This is a genomic window from Pseudodesulfovibrio sp. 5S69 (genome assembly GCF_037094465.1).
Classification (GTDB): domain Bacteria; phylum Desulfobacterota; class Desulfovibrionia; order Desulfovibrionales; family Desulfovibrionaceae; genus Pseudodesulfovibrio; species Pseudodesulfovibrio methanolicus.
Window position 1 is genome coordinate 4,009,913 of record NZ_CP146609.1, and the last position, 15,333, is coordinate 4,025,245.

Annotated in this window: 12 protein-coding genes; all 12 read left to right on the forward strand. The window is 66.6% G+C overall.

Translation table 11 applies throughout. The annotated features are described in order from the left end of the window. Positions 1-34: 34 nt before the first annotated feature. The 12 genes from V8V93_RS18770 (at position 35) to ftsZ (ending at position 15,287) form a co-directional block, all read left to right on the forward strand. Positions 35-1,996 (forward strand): penicillin-binding transpeptidase domain-containing protein, encoded by a 1,962-nt coding sequence (locus V8V93_RS18770; RefSeq protein ID WP_338668164.1) that lies wholly within the window; start codon positions 35-37, stop codon positions 1,994-1,996. After that, entirely contained in the window at positions 1,971-3,494 is a 1,524-nt protein-coding gene (locus V8V93_RS18775; RefSeq protein ID WP_338670208.1) for a UDP-N-acetylmuramoyl-L-alanyl-D-glutamate--2,6-diaminopimelate ligase, read from the forward strand. The genes V8V93_RS18770 and V8V93_RS18775 overlap by 26 nt, the downstream gene beginning before the upstream one ends. After that, positions 3,491-4,879 carry a UDP-N-acetylmuramoyl-tripeptide--D-alanyl-D-alanine ligase gene (locus V8V93_RS18780; protein ID WP_338668165.1) on the forward strand — a complete coding sequence of 463 codons (1,389 nt, stop codon included), beginning with the start codon at positions 3,491-3,493 and terminating at the stop codon, positions 4,877-4,879. Before V8V93_RS18775 ends, V8V93_RS18780 begins: the two co-directional genes overlap by 4 nt. Continuing rightward, positions 4,876-5,952 carry a phospho-N-acetylmuramoyl-pentapeptide-transferase gene (gene mraY, locus V8V93_RS18785; RefSeq protein WP_338668166.1) on the forward strand — a complete coding sequence of 359 codons (1,077 nt, stop codon included), beginning with the start codon at positions 4,876-4,878 and terminating at the stop codon, positions 5,950-5,952. Before V8V93_RS18780 ends, mraY begins: the two co-directional genes overlap by 4 nt. 5 nt (positions 5,953-5,957) lie before the next feature. Beyond that, complete coding sequence (gene murD, locus V8V93_RS18790; protein WP_338668167.1) at positions 5,958-7,262, forward strand: UDP-N-acetylmuramoyl-L-alanine--D-glutamate ligase; 1,305 nt, start codon at positions 5,958-5,960, stop codon at positions 7,260-7,262. Next, positions 7,255-8,376, forward strand: coding sequence for a putative lipid II flippase FtsW (gene ftsW, locus V8V93_RS18795; protein WP_338668168.1), 1,122 nt, complete (start codon positions 7,255-7,257; stop codon positions 8,374-8,376). The genes murD and ftsW overlap by 8 nt, the downstream gene beginning before the upstream one ends. A gap of 2 nt (positions 8,377-8,378) precedes the next feature. Continuing rightward, positions 8,379-9,461, forward strand: coding sequence for an undecaprenyldiphospho-muramoylpentapeptide beta-N-acetylglucosaminyltransferase (gene murG, locus V8V93_RS18800; RefSeq protein WP_422394429.1), 1,083 nt, complete (start codon positions 8,379-8,381; stop codon positions 9,459-9,461). Positions 9,462-9,515: 54 nt separating this feature from the next. After that, positions 9,516-10,916 (forward strand): UDP-N-acetylmuramate--L-alanine ligase, encoded by a 1,401-nt coding sequence (gene murC, locus V8V93_RS18805; RefSeq protein WP_338670209.1) that lies wholly within the window; start codon positions 9,516-9,518, stop codon positions 10,914-10,916. Between the two features lies 1 nt (position 10,917). Continuing rightward, entirely contained in the window at positions 10,918-11,799 is an 882-nt protein-coding gene (gene murB, locus V8V93_RS18810) for a UDP-N-acetylmuramate dehydrogenase (protein ID WP_338668170.1), read from the forward strand. Beyond that, a complete protein-coding gene (locus V8V93_RS18815) occupies positions 11,796-12,689 on the forward strand; it encodes a cell division protein FtsQ/DivIB (protein ID WP_338668171.1) in 894 nt (297 codons plus the stop codon). Before murB ends, V8V93_RS18815 begins: the two co-directional genes overlap by 4 nt. Before the next feature lie 40 nt (positions 12,690-12,729). Then, positions 12,730-13,968 carry a cell division protein FtsA gene (gene ftsA / locus V8V93_RS18820; protein ID WP_338668172.1) on the forward strand — a complete coding sequence of 413 codons (1,239 nt, stop codon included), beginning with the start codon at positions 12,730-12,732 and terminating at the stop codon, positions 13,966-13,968. A 65-nt stretch (positions 13,969-14,033) separates the two neighbouring features. Then, positions 14,034-15,287 carry a cell division protein FtsZ gene (gene ftsZ / locus V8V93_RS18825; RefSeq protein WP_338668173.1) on the forward strand — a complete coding sequence of 418 codons (1,254 nt, stop codon included), beginning with the start codon at positions 14,034-14,036 and terminating at the stop codon, positions 15,285-15,287. The last annotated feature ends 46 nt before the right edge of the window (positions 15,288-15,333 follow it).

Here is a 15,333-nt window from a genome sequence, read left to right on the forward strand (position 1 = left end):
CAACGCGCCGCCATAGTGGGAAACAGGGAATACGATGGCAACGGACAAGACAAGGCGCACGGATCACAGCGGGATCAAGATGGGGTTCGTCATGGCCCTCTTCTCGATCGCGCTCGGTGCTCTGTGGGTGCGCACCGGATGGGTGCAGCTCCATGACGGCGACGACCTGGCCGATCAGGCCTCCAGGCAGAGCCGCGCCGCCGAATACGAATACGGCGAGCGGGGCCGCATCTTCGACCGCAACGGCGAGATGCTGGCCACGTCCGTGGAAGCCCAGTCCGTGTTCGCCCGCCCCTACGAAATCGAAAACGTGGACGTGGCCGCCGACACCCTGTCCCGGGACCTCAAGCTGTCCCGCCGCGAGGTCTACCGCAAGCTCAAATCGCGCAAGAAATTCATCTGGATAAAACGGCAGGTCACGGACCGCGAGGCCGCCGCCCTGAACCGGGCCGATCTCAAGGGCATCCGCCTGACCACGGAATATTCCCGCATCTATCCCAACGGGCATCTCGCCGGGCAACTGCTCGGCTTCACCGACATCGACGGCCGGGGCCGCGAGGGCATCGAGCGCGTCTTCAACAAGCGGCTCGCCCCGAGCAAGGCCGAGTTCGTGGTCCATCGCGACGCCACGGGCCGGCTCCTCTACCTGGACGCCCACGGCCGGGAGATGGACGTCAACGGCCAGGACGTGCAACTGACCATCGACACCCACATCCAGCACGCCGCCGAGCAGGCCCTGGCCGACTCCATCGCCAAGTACGAGGCCAAAGCGGGCATCGTCCTGGTGGTGGACGTCAAGTCCGGCGACATCCTGGCCATGGCCAGCGAGCCGTTCTTCAACCCGAACACGGTGCGCTCGTCCAGGCCGTCCCAGCGCCGCTTGCGGCCCCTGACCGACATCTACGAGCCCGGCTCGACCATGAAACCGTTCCTGTTCGCCGCCGCCATCCAGGAGGGGACCATCACCCCGGACACCCTGATCGACTGCGAGAACGGCCGCTGGACGGTGGCCCGCCGGGTCATCCGGGACACCCACCCCTCCAGATGGCTCCCGGCCCACAAGGTCCTGCGCTACTCCTCGAACATCGGCTCGGCCAAGATCGGCATGAACCTCGGCTCGGGCGTGTACTACGACTATTTGACCAAACTCGGTTTCGGTGAGAAGACCCATCTCGGCCTGCCCGGCGAGTCCTCGGGCATCCTCCGGCCGCCGGGGTCCTGGACCTCCGTGGACCTGGCCTGCATCAGCTTCGGCCAGTCCATCGGCGTGACCGCCGTGCAGTTGGCCCACGCCTTCCTCTGCCTGGCCAACCAGGGGGCCACCCGCGACCTGAACCTCATCCTGAGTCCCAAGGAAGCGCGCAAGAACGCCTCCATCCAGGTCTTCACCCCGGAGACCGCGGCCACGGTTCTCAAGATGATGGAGGAGGTCGTCCAGGAGGACGGCACGGGCCGCAGCGCGCGCATCGAGGGCATCACCATGGCGGGCAAGACCGGCACCGCCCAGAAGGCCTCCAGGCAGGGGGGCTACGGCGACCAGTACCTGTCCTCCTTCGTGGCCCTGGTCCCGGCCGAGAATCCGGAGCTCATGGTCCTGACCATGATCGACGAGCCGCAGAAGGCCAACTACGGCTCCATGGTCGCGGCCCCGGTCTGCCGCGAGGTGGCCGTGCGTACCCTGGCCTACCATAACCAGTTGTCCGAGACCCTGCATGCCGGGGCCGAGGACAACGCCGCCGTGGACAGCCGGGCGGACGAGCCGTTGACCCGGGCCGTGCCCGCGCCCGTGGCCCGCATCGACGACGGCATGGTCCCGGATATCCAGGGCATGCCCGTGCGCCGGGCGATCGAGACCCTGGCCCGGATGGGGATCGTCCCCGTGCTCAAGGGGCAGGGGATGACGGTCAAGCGCCAGGAGCCCGCGGCGGGGCAGCCCTGGCCCGGAAACCGCACCAAGGAGGGAGCGGATGATGTTTTTGTTCTCTGGCTCTCATAGCGAAAAGGAAAAGGTACGGGGCGTCATGGATTTCGAGACCCTGTTGGAAAAGGCGAAAAAAGGGCTGGTCGTGCGCACGGATTCGCGCAAGATACAGGACGGTGAGTGCTTCGTGGCCATGCCCGGCACGGCCGTGCGCGGCATCGACTACATCCCGAACGCGCTGGACAACGGCGCGCGCTACATCGTGGTCCCGGAGGCGGCCCGCGACCTGGTCGCCCCGGTGGTCGAAAAGAAGGCCCTGGCCGTGTACGTCGACAACCCGGCCATCGCCCTGGGCGAGCTGGCCCGGGCCCACTTCCAGGTCATGGACCGCGACCTCAAGCTGGTGGCCGTCACCGGGACCAACGGCAAGACGACCACTTCCTACATCATCGAGCACCTGCTGGCCCAGAGCGGCCTCAAGGTGGGCGTGCTCGGCACGGTCAACTACCGCTGGCCCGGCTTCATGATGGACGCCCCGCTGACCACCCCGGATTGCTGGATGATCCATGAACTGCTCTTCAACATGAAGAAGGCGGACGTGGACGTGGCCGTCATGGAGGTCTCCTCCCACGCCCTGGACCAGTACCGCGTGGCCGGGCTGGACTTCGACGCCGCCGTGTTCACCAACCTGACCCAGGACCACCTGGACTACCACGGCGACATGGAGACCTATTTCCGGGCCAAGGCCAAGCTCTTCGCCGAATACCCGCGCCCGAACAAGGCGGGGGTGATCAATTTCAACGACCCCTACGGCCGCCGCCTGCTCAAGGAGTGCGAGGGCGGCATCGGCTACGGCATCGGCGAGACCTCCCTGGTGGGACAGGAAGTCGGCGACCGGCCCCTGGTCCAGGGGCGCATCCTGTCCATGACCGGCCAGGGCATGGAGATCGAGACCTCCTTCAAGGGCAAGAGCTGGGTGATCGAGTCCCCGCTGGTCGGCGCGTTCAACGCCATGAACCTGCTGGCCGCCCAGGCCGTGGGGCTGCAACTCGGCCTGAACTGCCGGGACATGCGCAGGCTGTCCACCTTCCCCGGCGTGCCCGGACGCCTGGAGCGGGTCATGAACGATCGCAACCTGGACATCTTCGTGGACTACGCCCACACCCCGGACGCCCTGGAGAACGTGCAGGGCGCCCTGAAGAAGCTGGATTTCAAGCGGCTGATCACCGTGTTCGGCTGCGGCGGCGACCGCGACCGGACCAAGCGCCCGCTCATGGCCGCGTCTGCGGCCCGCTTCGCCGACGTAGCGGTCCTGACCTCGGACAACCCGCGCACCGAGGACCCGGCCGCGATCATGGACGACGCCCGCCCCGGGCTGGCCGGGGCCAAGCGCGTCATGGAGAATCCGGACCGGGCCGAGGCCATCAAAATGGCCGTGGCCGAGATGGAGCCGGGCGACGCCCTGCTCATCGCGGGCAAAGGGCATGAGGACTACCAGATCATCGGCACCACCAAGCGCCACTTCTCGGACAGGGAAGCCGCGCTCAAGGCCATCGAGGAAGTGTATTCGTGAACCTGACCCTGGCTGAAGTCGCACGCTGCCTCGGCACCCTGGCCGACGAGGGATTCGAGGAGACCGTGGTCACCGAGGTGAAGACGGACTCCCGCACCGTGGAGCCCGGCGATCTCTTTTTCTGCATCGCGGGCGAGAATTTCGACGGCCACGAGTTTGCCGCCCAGGCCGCCGCAAGCGGGGCATGCGCCGTCGTCGCCTCGCGCATGATCGAAAAACCCGACGCTCCGGTGATCATGGTCCGCGACACCACGGCCGCCCTGGGCAGGCTGGCCGCCTGCTGGCGCGACACCTGCGGGGCGAAGCTCGTGGCCGTGACCGGCACGGCGGGCAAGACCACGGTCAAGGAAATGCTCTACGGCGTGGCCTCGCGCACGTTCTCCACGGCCAAGAACTACCGCAATTTCAACAACCAGATCGGCCTGCCCGTGTCCATGCTCAAGGCCTCGGCCGACCAGGAGTTGTGGATCATGGAGCTGGGCATCTCCCGCCTCGGCGACATGGAAGAGCTGGCCCCGGTGGCCAGCCCGGACCTGGCGATCATCACCAACGTCGGTCCCGGCCATCTGGAAGGACTCGGCAACGAGGCGGGCGTGGCCAGCGCCAAGACCGGCCTGTTGCGCTACCTGCGCCAGGGCGGCCGGGCCGTGGTCTGCAAGGACTACCCGCTGCTCTGGAACGCGGCCCTGGAACTGATCGACGCGCCCGTGGGCTTCTCGGGCCGGGACGATGCCGACACCGACTTTTTCGCCGTGTTCCTCGGGGCGACCCCCGATGGGCAGGGCCGTTTCCGGCTGAAGACCCCGGACGGCGACGGCGAGCTGACCGCCCCGTTCTGCGGGGTCCACTATGCTGAAAACCTGGCCTGCGTGGCCGCGGCCGCCCACTGCCTGGGCCTGTCCCGCGACGACGTGGTCGAAGGGGTACATGCCATGACTGCGGACCCGCAACGCTTCTGCTGCAAAATCGGCAAGGGCATCACGGTCATCGACGACACCTACAACGCCAATCCCCTGTCCATGGCCAAATCCGTGCGCACCGCCCGCGAGATGGCCGGCGAGCGGCCCCTGATCCTGGTCCTCGGCGACATGCGCGAGCTCGGCAAGGAGGCCATGGACCGCCACGAGGAACTCGGGCACGTGCTCCGCGAGGTCGCGCCCGCGATGGTCTTCTACAAGGGCGACCACTTCCTGGACGTGGAACGCGGCTTCGGCGGGTTCATGCGCCGGGCCGGGGACCCGGACGAATTCATCGAGGCGTGGCGTGAGCTGTGCATCACCGAGGGCGTGATCCTGGTCAAGGGGTCCCGCTCCCTGAAGATGGAGCTTCTGGCCAACGCCCTGTGCCGCGAGCTGAACGCCGAGCCGCGGGGAGGCGCCCTGTGATCTACAACCTGCTCGTCCCGCTCAGCACGGACGTGGGCGTCCTCAACGTCTTCAGGTACATCACCTTCCGCTCGGTCTGGGCCCTGCTCACCGCGCTGATCATCTCCATTCTGTTCGGCCCGGCCATGATCCGCTGGCTGACCCGGATCAAGTGCGGCCAGTACATCCGCGAGGACGGGCCCCGGCACCAGGCCAAGCAGGGCACGCCGACCATGGGCGGGATCATGATCCTGTTCTCCGTGGGCATCTCCACCCTGCTCTGGGCCGACCTGACCAACGTCTACGTCTGGCTGACCCTGCTGGCCTTCACCGGGTTCAGCGCCATCGGCTTCGCCGACGACTACATCAAGGTGGTCAAGCGGCGGAACAAGGGGCTGTCGGCCAAGGCCAAGTTCACCCTGCAATGCCTGGTGGCGGCCACGGCCATCGCCCTGCTCATCAGCGAACCGGCCTACTCCACCCGGCTGTCCGTGCCGTTCTTCAAGAATTTCAACCCGGACCTCGGCTGGTTCTACCTGCCCTTCGCCCTGGTGGTCATGGTCGGCGCGTCCAACGCGGTCAACCTGACCGACGGGCTGGACGGGCTGGCCATCGGGCCCATGGTCGTGGCTATGGCCTGCTTCGCCATCTTCATCTACGTGTCCGGCCACGCGACCATGGCCGAATACCTCCAGGTCCAGAACATCCAGGGCATCGGCGAGGTCACGGTCTTCTGCGGGGCCATGGTCGGCGCGGGGCTGGGCTTCTTGTGGTTCAACGCCCACCCGGCCCAGGTCTTCATGGGCGACGTCGGGTCGCTCGGCCTCGGCGGGGCGCTGGGCTTCGTGGCCGTGCTGGCCAAGCAGGAGCTGCTCCTGGCCATCGTCGGCGGCGTGTTCGTCTTCGAGACCCTGTCGGTCATCCTGCAGGTCGGCTACTTCAAGCTCACCGGGGGCAAGCGCATCTTCAAGATGGCCCCCCTGCACCACCATTTCGAACTCAAGGGCATCCCGGAATCCAAGATCATCGTCCGCTTCTGGATCCTGTCCATACTCATGGCCCTGATGGCCCTGTCCACGCTGAAACTGAGGTAGCCGCCGTGAACCGCATCGTCCGCAACTTCATCAACGAGGCCATCCTCACCGGCAAGCAGGCCGTGGTCGTCGGCACCGGCAAGTCCGGCCTGGCCGCCGCCCGGCTTCTGGACGTGCTCGGGGCGAAAGTGCGCGTGGTCGACCGCGACGAAACGGTCGGCGAAGAGAAGCTCGGCCCGCTCAAGGGCAAGGCGGAGCTGGTCACCGGTCCCCACGAGAAGGCGCACTTCGCGGACGCGGACATGATCGTCTTTTCCCCCGGCGTGCCGGTGCGCAAGCTCGCCCCGGTGCTTGAAGGCATCCCGGCCCGCAACCTGGTCTCGGAGCTGGAGCTCGCCTCCTGGTTCATCGAGGCCCCGATCCTGGCCGTAACCGGGTCCAACGGCAAGACCACGACCACCACGCTGATCTCCGAAATCCTGGAGAAATCCGGCCGCCGCGTGTTCACCGGCGGGAACATCGGCGTGCCCCTGTGCGAATACCTCCTGGACATGGAGCCCGCCGAGATCATCGTGCTGGAGGTCTCCAGCTTCCAGTTGCAGAACTGCCGCCTGTTCAAGCCGCACGTCGGCGTGTTCCTGAATTTTTCCGCCAACCACCTGGACTACCACGAGGACCTGGACGAATACCTGGACGCCAAGCTGCACCTGTTCAGCCGCATGACCCTGGACGATACCGCGCTCCTGCACGAGTCCCTGCACCCCCTGCTCGACGGCCGCACCTTCACCGGCGCGCACATCGAGTGGTTCGGCCCGACTTCCCGGTTCGAGGCCCCGCACCTGTTGGGCGAGCACAACCGCTCCAACGTGGAGGCCGCCTGGCAGGCCGTGAAGCGGTTCGGGGTCAGCGAGGAACAGGCCGCCGAGGCCATCCGCGCGTTCCGTCCCCTGCCCCACCGCATCGAGCCCGTGGTCGAAAAAAACGGCGTGCTCTACGTCAACGACTCCAAGGCCACCACCCTGGACGCGGCCGAGGCCGCGGTGCACGCCTTCGAGCGCCCGGTGCGCATTCTCATGGGCGGCGTGTGGAAGGGCGGCGACGTGGCCAAATTCGCCCAGGGCATCGAGGGCCGCGTGGCGGCGGTCGGGCTGTTCGGCGGCTCGCGCGACATCCTGGAGCCCGAGCTGGGCAGACATTTTTCCGTGACCTGGGACGAGACCCTGGAAGCGGCCGTCAGACGGCAGGCCTCGCTGGCCGCGCCGGGCGACGTGGTCCTGCTCTCCCCGGCCACGTCGAGCTTCGACCAGTACAAGAACATGGCCGAGCGCGGCGCGGATTTCAAACGCGCGGTGGAGGGGCTCGATGGCTAGCTCGCTGAACGGCAAGAAAGGCGGCGAAAAGGGCCGCATGGACTATTGGCTGCTGACCGCCACCCTGATGCTGGCCGGGTTCGGCCTGATCATGGTCCTGTCCTCCTCGGGCATCATGGCCGAGCGCATCTACGGCGACACCTACTATTTCTTCAAGCGCCAACTGATGTTCACGGGCACGGGCATCGTGATCATGGCCGCCCTCGTCCAGATTCCCCGCAAGGCCATCTACTCCCTGACCTACTTCTGGGTCGGGCTGGCCATCGTTCTGCTCGCCCTGTGCATCAGCCCGCTCGGGGCCAGCGTCAACGGGGCCAGCCGCTGGGTGCGCATCGGCCCGGTCAACGTCCAGCCCCTGGAATACGCCAAGGTGGCCCTGGTCCTGTACCTGGCCTACTTCTTCGCCCGCAAGCAGGACCTGGTCCGGACCTTCTCGGTCGGCTTCCTGCCGCCCTTCATGGTCACGGGCCTGCTCTGCGGCCTGCTCCTGCTCCAGCCGGACTTCGGCGGGGCCGTGGTCATGTGCGGCCTGCTCTTCTTCATGTGTCTGGCGGGCGGCACCCGGTTCAGCTACCTGTTCATCTCGCTCATCTCCGCCGGGGGCGCGGGCTGGATGCTCATCTCCTCCTCGCCCTACCGGGTCAAGCGCTGGACCGCCTTCCGGCACCCCTTCGAGGTGGCCCAGAACGAGGGCTACCAACTGGTCCAGTCCCTCTACGCCTTCGGCTCGGGCAAGATCTTCGGCACCGGCATCGGCGCGGGCCAGTGCAAGCTCTTCTTCCTGCCCGAGGCGCACAACGACTTCATCATGGCCGTGGTCGGCGAGGAGCTCGGCTTCGTGGGCATGTCCCTGTTCTTCATCCTGGTCGGGCTGTTCCTGTTCCGGGCCTTCCGCATCGCCTTGAAGCTGGAGGACCTGCAGGACCGCTTCACGGCCTTCGGCACGACCCTGATCCTGGCGCTCGGCATGGTCCTGAACCTGGCCGTGGTGCTGGGTACCGTTCCCCCCAAGGGCGTGGCCATGCCGTTTATCTCCTACGGCGGATCGAGCCTCATCGTGTCCTTCATCTGCGCGGGCATCCTGCTCAACCTCTCCCGGAGGGTGAAGGCATGAGCCTGAACCGCGTCGTTCTGACCACCGGCGGCACCTGCGGCCACATATTCCCGGCCCTGGCCGTGGCCACGGCCCTGCGCGAGTACAACAAGGGCGTGCGCATCCTGTTCATGGGCGGCCCCGGCGTGGAGGGCGAACTGGCCCGCAGGCACGGCCTGGAGTTCCTGGAGCTGCCCGCCAGCGGGGTCATGGGCCGGGGCGTCCCCGGCGTCCTGTCCGGCCTGGGCTGGCTGGGCACGGGCATCCCCAAAGCACTGTACGAAGTCTGGCGGTTTCGGCCCGAGGCGGTCATCGGCTTTGGCGGGTATGCGGGCTTCTGCCCGGTACTGGCCGCGCGCATCCTTGGTATTCCCACGGCCGTGCACGAGCAGAACTCCGTGCCCGGCGTGACCAACAAGGTCCTGGGCAAGATGGTCAAGCGGATTTTCCTGAGCTTCCCGGACACCATGGGCGTGTTCCCGGCCGACAAGACCTTCCTGACCGGCAATCCGGTGCGGCCCGAGATCTTCAAGGCGGGCGAACGGCGGCGAGGCCGGACCGCGGGCAAGCGGCTTTTCGTCTTCGGCGGCAGCCAAGGCGCCCGACCCATCAACGACGCGGTCATCGAGGCCCTGCCCCAGCTCATGGAGGCCGGGGTGGAACTGGTTCACCAGGCGGGCCGGATCGACTTTTCCCGCGTACGCGCAGCCTACCGGGCCGCGGGCGCGGACCCGGCACAGGTCCGGGAATTCATCGACGACATGGGCGCCGAATACGCGGCCTGCGATCTGGTGATCTGCCGGTCCGGGGCGTCCACGGTCTTCGAAATCGCGGCGGCGGGGGCTCCGGCCATCTTCGTGCCCTTCCCCCAGGCCACCCACGACCATCAGACAATGAACGCGCGCGCCATGTCGGACATCGGCGCGGCCGTGCTGCTGCCCCAGTCGGGCTTGAGCGGCGCGTCCCTGGCCGACCGCGTGCTCGAACTGCTCGCCGACCGCGGTCGGCTCGAATCAATGGAAACAGCGGCCAAAGGTATGGCCAGCCAATACGCGGCGCGGGACATCGTGGCCGGGTTGGCCGCCATAGCCGGGCAGGAGTTATAAATTATGGCAGCACAGGGACCCTATCTGACCGTGGGCGGGGAGGCCTGCCCGGCCATGCGGGCCAGGGTGAACAGCATCCACATGGTCGGCATCGGCGGCTCGGGCATGAACGGCATAGCCGAGGTGCTCATCAACATGGGCTTCAAGATCACCGGCTCGGACCTGTCCGCGTCGGCCGCGGTGCGGCGGCTGGAGAAGCTCGGGGCCACGGTCTACATCGGCCACGGGGCCGACAACGTGGGCGAGGCCGACGTGCTCATCAAGTCCACGGCCATCCCGGACAAGAACCCGGAGCTGGTCGAGGCCAGGGAACGCGGCATCCCGATCATCCCCCGCGCCGAGATGCTGGCCGAGCTGATGCGCCTGAAGACCGGCATCGCCGTGGCCGGAACCCACGGCAAGACGACCACCACGTCGCTTCTGGCGACCATCTTCACCGAGGCGGGCCTCGATCCGACGGTCATCATCGGCGGGCGGTTGAACACCTACGGGGCCAACGCGCGGCTCGGCGAGGGCGACTACCTCATCGCCGAGGCCGACGAGTCGGACGGCTCCTTCCTGCGTCTGGCGCCGATCATCACCGTGGTCACGAACATCGACAAGGACCACATGGATTTCTACGACAACCAGGACGCCATCGACCTGTCGTTCATGCGCTTCATGAACTCCGCCCCGTTCTACGGCATGAACGTGGTCTGCGGCGATGACGAGGGCGTACAGCGGCTGCTCCCGCTGATCAAGCGCCCCTACCTGACCTACGGCCTGGGCAAGCAGAACAAGCTTCGGGGCGAGATCATCAGCTCCCACCTGCGCTCCCTGTTCAAGGTCTGGCTCGACGGCGAGGAGTGGGGCGAGGTCACCGTGGCCCAGCCCGGCACGCACAACGTGCTCAACGCCCTGGCCTGCATCGGCGTGGCCCTGGAGGTCGGCCTGGAAAAGGATGAGATCATCAAGGGGCTGGGCAACTTCGGCGGCGTGGGGCGGCGCTTCGAGCGCAAGGGCGAGAAAAAGGGCGTCATCGTGGTCGACGACTACGGCCACCACCCGGCCGAGATCATGGCCAACCTGCGCACGGCCAAGGAGTGCTACCCGGACCGGCGGCTGGTGGTCGCCTTCCAGCCCCACCGTTTCTCGCGCACCCAGGCCCTGTTCGGCGAGTTCTGCAAGGCCTTCGGCGACGCGGACCTGCTGCTGCTGACCGAGATTTATCCGGCCTCGGAGTCCCCCATTCCCGGCGTATCCGGCCTGTCCCTGGCCCAGGGCATCAAACAGGTCTCCGAAACCAAGGTGCAGTTCTTCCCTGACTTCGAGTCCCTGGAAAAACGCCTCAAGGACATTCTCAGGCCCGGCGACCTGTTCATGACCCAGGGCGCGGGCTCCATCTGGAAGATCGGCGAGAACTGGCTCGAACAGGAAGACGGCCGTGAAGACGGCGGCGGAGACGAGGAGCTGTAGGATGCCGCTTGAACTGATCGCCAATCCCCTGCTCTCGGAGCGGACCACCCTGCGCCTCGGCGGCCCCGCCGTGGTCGAGGCCGTGGTGCGCGAAGAGGCCGACCTGGACGAACTCTCGGCCTTCCTGACCAGGGAGACCCTGCCGCCGTTCGTCATCGGCGCGGGCAGCAACCTGCTGGCCGGGGACGATCCCCTGGAGCTGGCCCTGGTCCGCGTGGCCGACTGCCCCGGCCCCGAGCGCGTGGAGCGCGACGGGTCGGCCCTCATCGTCCGCTGCGGCGCGGGACTGAGGCTGCCCGGCCTGCTCGGCTGGGCGCAGAAGGCGGGCTTCACGGGCCTGGAGGGCATGACCGGCATCCCCGGCACCGTGGGCGGAGCCGTGGCCATGAACGCGGGCTCCTACGGCGTGGAGATCGGCGACCTGGTCACCCGGGTACGGATCTGGTCCCCGTCCGGCGGGCTGGCCTGGCTGGACCGCAACCAGTGCATCTTCGACTACCGCCACTTCTCCCCGGTGAAGCTGCCGGGCAAGTGCCTGGTCTGGGAAGTGGAGCTGGCCCTCCGGGAATCCGACCCCAAGGCCGTGCGCCTGTCCATGCGCGACGTCTACGAAAAGAAGAAGGCCGCCCAGCCGGTCGCGGCCCGGACCGCGGGCTGCGTGTTCAAGAACCCGCCGGACGAGAGCGCGGGCAGACTCCTGGACAAGGCGGGTCTCAAGGGCGTGCGCCTGGGGCACATGGCCTTTTCGGACGTGCACGCGAATTTTCTCGTCAACCTGGGCGGCGGCAAGGCCGCCGACGCGCTCGCCCTCATGGACATGGGCCGCAAGCGGGTCAAGGAACAATTCGGCATAACTCTCGAACCGGAGGTCATCGTACTGTGAGCACCCTGACCATGGGCAAACAGAGCCGCCTGAACATCGGCGGAAAGCGCACCGCCCGCGGCAACTCCCGCAAGCGCAGAAAACCCGCGAACCCCCTGCTGACGAGGGAGAGATCCCCGCGCAGACTGGCCGGAGCGGGACGGTTCATGGTCCGCATGGTCATGCTTAGCCTGGCGCTGTCCGTGGTGGCCGTGCTCGGCGTGGGGCTGCTCTACGGGTACCGCTATATCACCGTGCACCCCTATTTCGACCTCAAGGACATCCGCGTGGCGGGCAACGACCGGCTGAGCTACGAGGACATCCTCAAGAGCGCCAAGGTGGAGCTCGGCCTCAACTGCCTGAACATGAACGTGGGCGAGGTCAAGAACCGGCTCGACGCCAACCCCTGGATCGACTCCGTGACCGTACGCCGCGAGCTGCCCAACCGGCTTTTGATCGACGTGCGCGAGAAGGTCCCGGCCTTCTGGGTGCGCCAGGGCGACGGCCTGTATTTCGCGGACGCCGAGGGCCGGGTCATCGCGCCCATGCACCCCGGCGAGCAGGCTTCCCTGCCCATCCTGAGCGTGGCCGAGAACCTGCCCGACGGCCCCGAGGTCCTGACCGGCATCCTCAAGAAGATGGCCGACCAACAGACCCCCTTCACCCAGGCCCAGACCGCCTGGATCAAGCTGACCAGCGCCCACGAACTCGAGATCTACCTGGACAGCGCGGCGGGCGGCAAGGGGCTGACCGTGAAACTGTCCATGGACCGCTGGGAGGTCCAGTTGGAGCGGCTCAAGGTGGTCTGGCGCGACCTCATGCGGCGCAACGAATTTAACGACGCGGCCATTATCGCGGCCAGCGGCGACAAGATCTGGATACAGAAGCGCGAACACCCGGCAGCGGGTTAGCGCCCGACAATATCTCACAGGGAACAACAGAGGAGTCAGTATGGCTAGAAACGATCTCATAGTGGGCTTGGACGTGGGCACCACCAAAATATGCACCGTGGTCGGCGAGGCCACTGATAACGGCGTCGACATCATCGGCATCGGCACCGCTCCCTCCACGGGGCTGCGCCGGGGGGTGGTCGTCAACATCGAGAAGACCGTCCAGTGCATCAAGAAATCCCTGGAGGACGCCGAGCTCATGGCCGGTTGCGACATCCGCACCGTGTACGCGGGCATCGCGGGCAGCCATATCCAGGGCTTCAACTCCCACGGCGTCATCGCGGTCAAGGGCGGCGAAGTGACCCAGCGCGACGTGGACCGGGTCATCGAGGCGGCCAAGGCCATCGCCATCCCCATGGACCGCGAGGTGCTGCACACCCTGCCCCAGGAATTCATCGTCGACGACCAGCGCGGCATCGCCGATCCGCTGGGCATGGCCGGGGTGCGCCTGGAAGTGAAGGTCCACATCGTCACCGGCGCGGTGACCTCGGCCCAGAACATCATCCGCTCCTGCAACCGCTCCGGCCTGGACGTTTCCAACATCGTCCTGGAGTCCCTGGCCTCATCCAAGGCCGTGCTCTCGGCCGAGGAACGCGAGATCGGCGTGGCCCTGGTGGACATCGGCGGCGGGACCACGGACATCGCGGTCTTCTCCAAGGATTCCATCAAGCACACCAGTGTGCTGGCGCTGGGCGGCCACAACCTGACCAACGACATTGCCTACGGGCTGCGCACGCCGATGATGTCCGCCGAGAAGATCAAGATGGACTACGGCTGCGCCATGGCCGACCTGGTCACCAGCGAGGAGATCATCGAGGTCCCGAGCGTGGGCGGCCGCGAGTCGCGCAAGATGAGCAAACGCGTCCTGGCCGAGATCTGCGAGCCCCGCTGCGAGGAGATCCTCGCCCTGGTGGACCAGGAGCTGATCAAGTCCGGGTTCAAGAACATGATCGCCGCGGGCGTGGTCCTGACCGGCGGCACCGTGCTCATCGACGGCATGCAGGAGCTGGCCGAACAGATTTTCGACCTGCCGGTGCGCATCGGCATTCCGGCCGAGGGCATCGGCGGCCTGGCCGAGGAGGTCAGAAGTCCCAAGTACGCCACGGCCGTGGGGCTGCTGCTCCACGGGGCCGAAGAGGAAGGCCTGCACAACAAGGTCCGGCCCTTCAAGATCCGCGACGACTCCGGCTTCGACCGCATCGTCGGCAGGATGAAGAAGTGGTTCTCGGACATCGCATAAACGGGAAGTGATTTTGAGGATACAGGGAAACGCTCAACAGGGAACAAACTGAGGAGGACACGGAAATGGAATATTTCGAAATCGAACATGAAACCAACGCCAAAATCAAGGTCGTGGGTTGTGGCGGCGGCGGCGGAAACGCGGTCAACAACATGATCCAGTCCGCGCTCAAGGGCGTGAAGTTCATCGTTGCCAACACCGACAGCCAGGACATCCACAAGTCCCTGGCCGAACACAAGATCCAGATCGGCGAAAAGCTGACCAAGGGGCTCGGCGCGGGCGCCAACCCCGAGATCGGCCGGTCCGCTGCCATGGAGTCCATGGACCAGATCCGCGAGGCCTTGGACGGCTCGGACATGGTCTTCATCACCGCCGGCATGGGCGGCGGCACGGGCACCGGTTCCGCTCCGGTGGTGGCCCAGGTGGCCAAGGAGCTCGGCGCGCTGACCGTCGGCGTCGTGACCAAGCCCTTCTACTTCGAGGGCAAACGCCGCCTGGAACAGGCCGAGGAGGGCACCCGCGCCCTGGCCGACGTGGTCGACTCCATCATCACCATCCCCAACGACCGCCTGCTCCAACTGGCCGCCAAGAAGGCGTCCTTCTCGGACATGCTCAAGAAGGCCGATGAGGTCCTCTACTACGCGGTCAAGGGCATCGCCGACCTGATCACCGTGCACGGCCTGATCAACCTGGACTTCGCCGACGTCAAGGCGGCCATGTCCAACTCCGGCATGGCCCTCATGGGCACCGGCATCGCCTCGGGCGAATCCCGGGCCAAGGAGGCGGCCATGAAGGCCATCACCTCCCCGCTGCTGGAGGACGTGTCCATCGAGGGCGCCAAGGGCGTGCTCATCAACATCACCTGCGGCCCGGACATGCTCATCGACGAGGTCTCCGAAGCCGCGGACATCATCTACAAGGAAGCCCACGACGACGCCGAGATCTTCTTCGGCACGGTCTTCGACCCGGACGCGGGCGACGAAATGCGCATCACCGTCATCGCCACGGGCATCGAGCCCGCCATGGAGGAGCCGGAACCGGCCCTGTCCAAGGCCGAACAGCAGAAGCTGCTGTTGCTCGGACCCCGCGGCGTGAACAAGTCCGCCGAGCAGCCGCGCCGCGCCGGGCACCAGCGGGTCCTGAACACGGACCGCAACATTCCGGCCTACCTGCGCAAGGCGGGCGGCGAACTGAACACCACGGACCTGCCCTCCCGACAGGTCTCCCAGCGCGCCGTGGCCGGTCCCGGCGAGGAGGAGTTCATCTTCGAGGAAGACAACCTCGACGTTCCCGCGTTCATCCGCAAGAACGTGGACTAGACGCGATATGCGGCGCGTGTAAGGGGGTGCCCTCATCGGTACCCGT

What these genes read in the sequence shown, in the direction of transcription:
- V8V93_RS18770 (WP_338668164.1), top strand. Translation starts at nt 35, where the DNA reads ATGGCAACGGACAAGACAAGGCGCACGGATCACAGCGGGATCAAGATG.
- V8V93_RS18775 (WP_338670208.1), top strand. Translation starts at nt 1,971, where the DNA reads ATGTTTTTGTTCTCTGGCTCTCATAGCGAAAAGGAAAAGGTACGGGGC.
- ftsW (WP_338668168.1), top strand. Translation starts at nt 7,255, where the DNA reads ATGGCTAGCTCGCTGAACGGCAAGAAAGGCGGCGAAAAGGGCCGCATG.
- murC (WP_338670209.1), top strand. Translation starts at nt 9,516, where the DNA reads ATGCGGGCCAGGGTGAACAGCATCCACATGGTCGGCATCGGCGGCTCG.
- murB (WP_338668170.1), top strand. Translation starts at nt 10,918, where the DNA reads ATGCCGCTTGAACTGATCGCCAATCCCCTGCTCTCGGAGCGGACCACC.
- ftsA (WP_338668172.1), top strand. Translation starts at nt 12,730, where the DNA reads ATGGCTAGAAACGATCTCATAGTGGGCTTGGACGTGGGCACCACCAAA.
- ftsZ (WP_338668173.1), top strand. Translation starts at nt 14,034, where the DNA reads ATGGAATATTTCGAAATCGAACATGAAACCAACGCCAAAATCAAGGTC.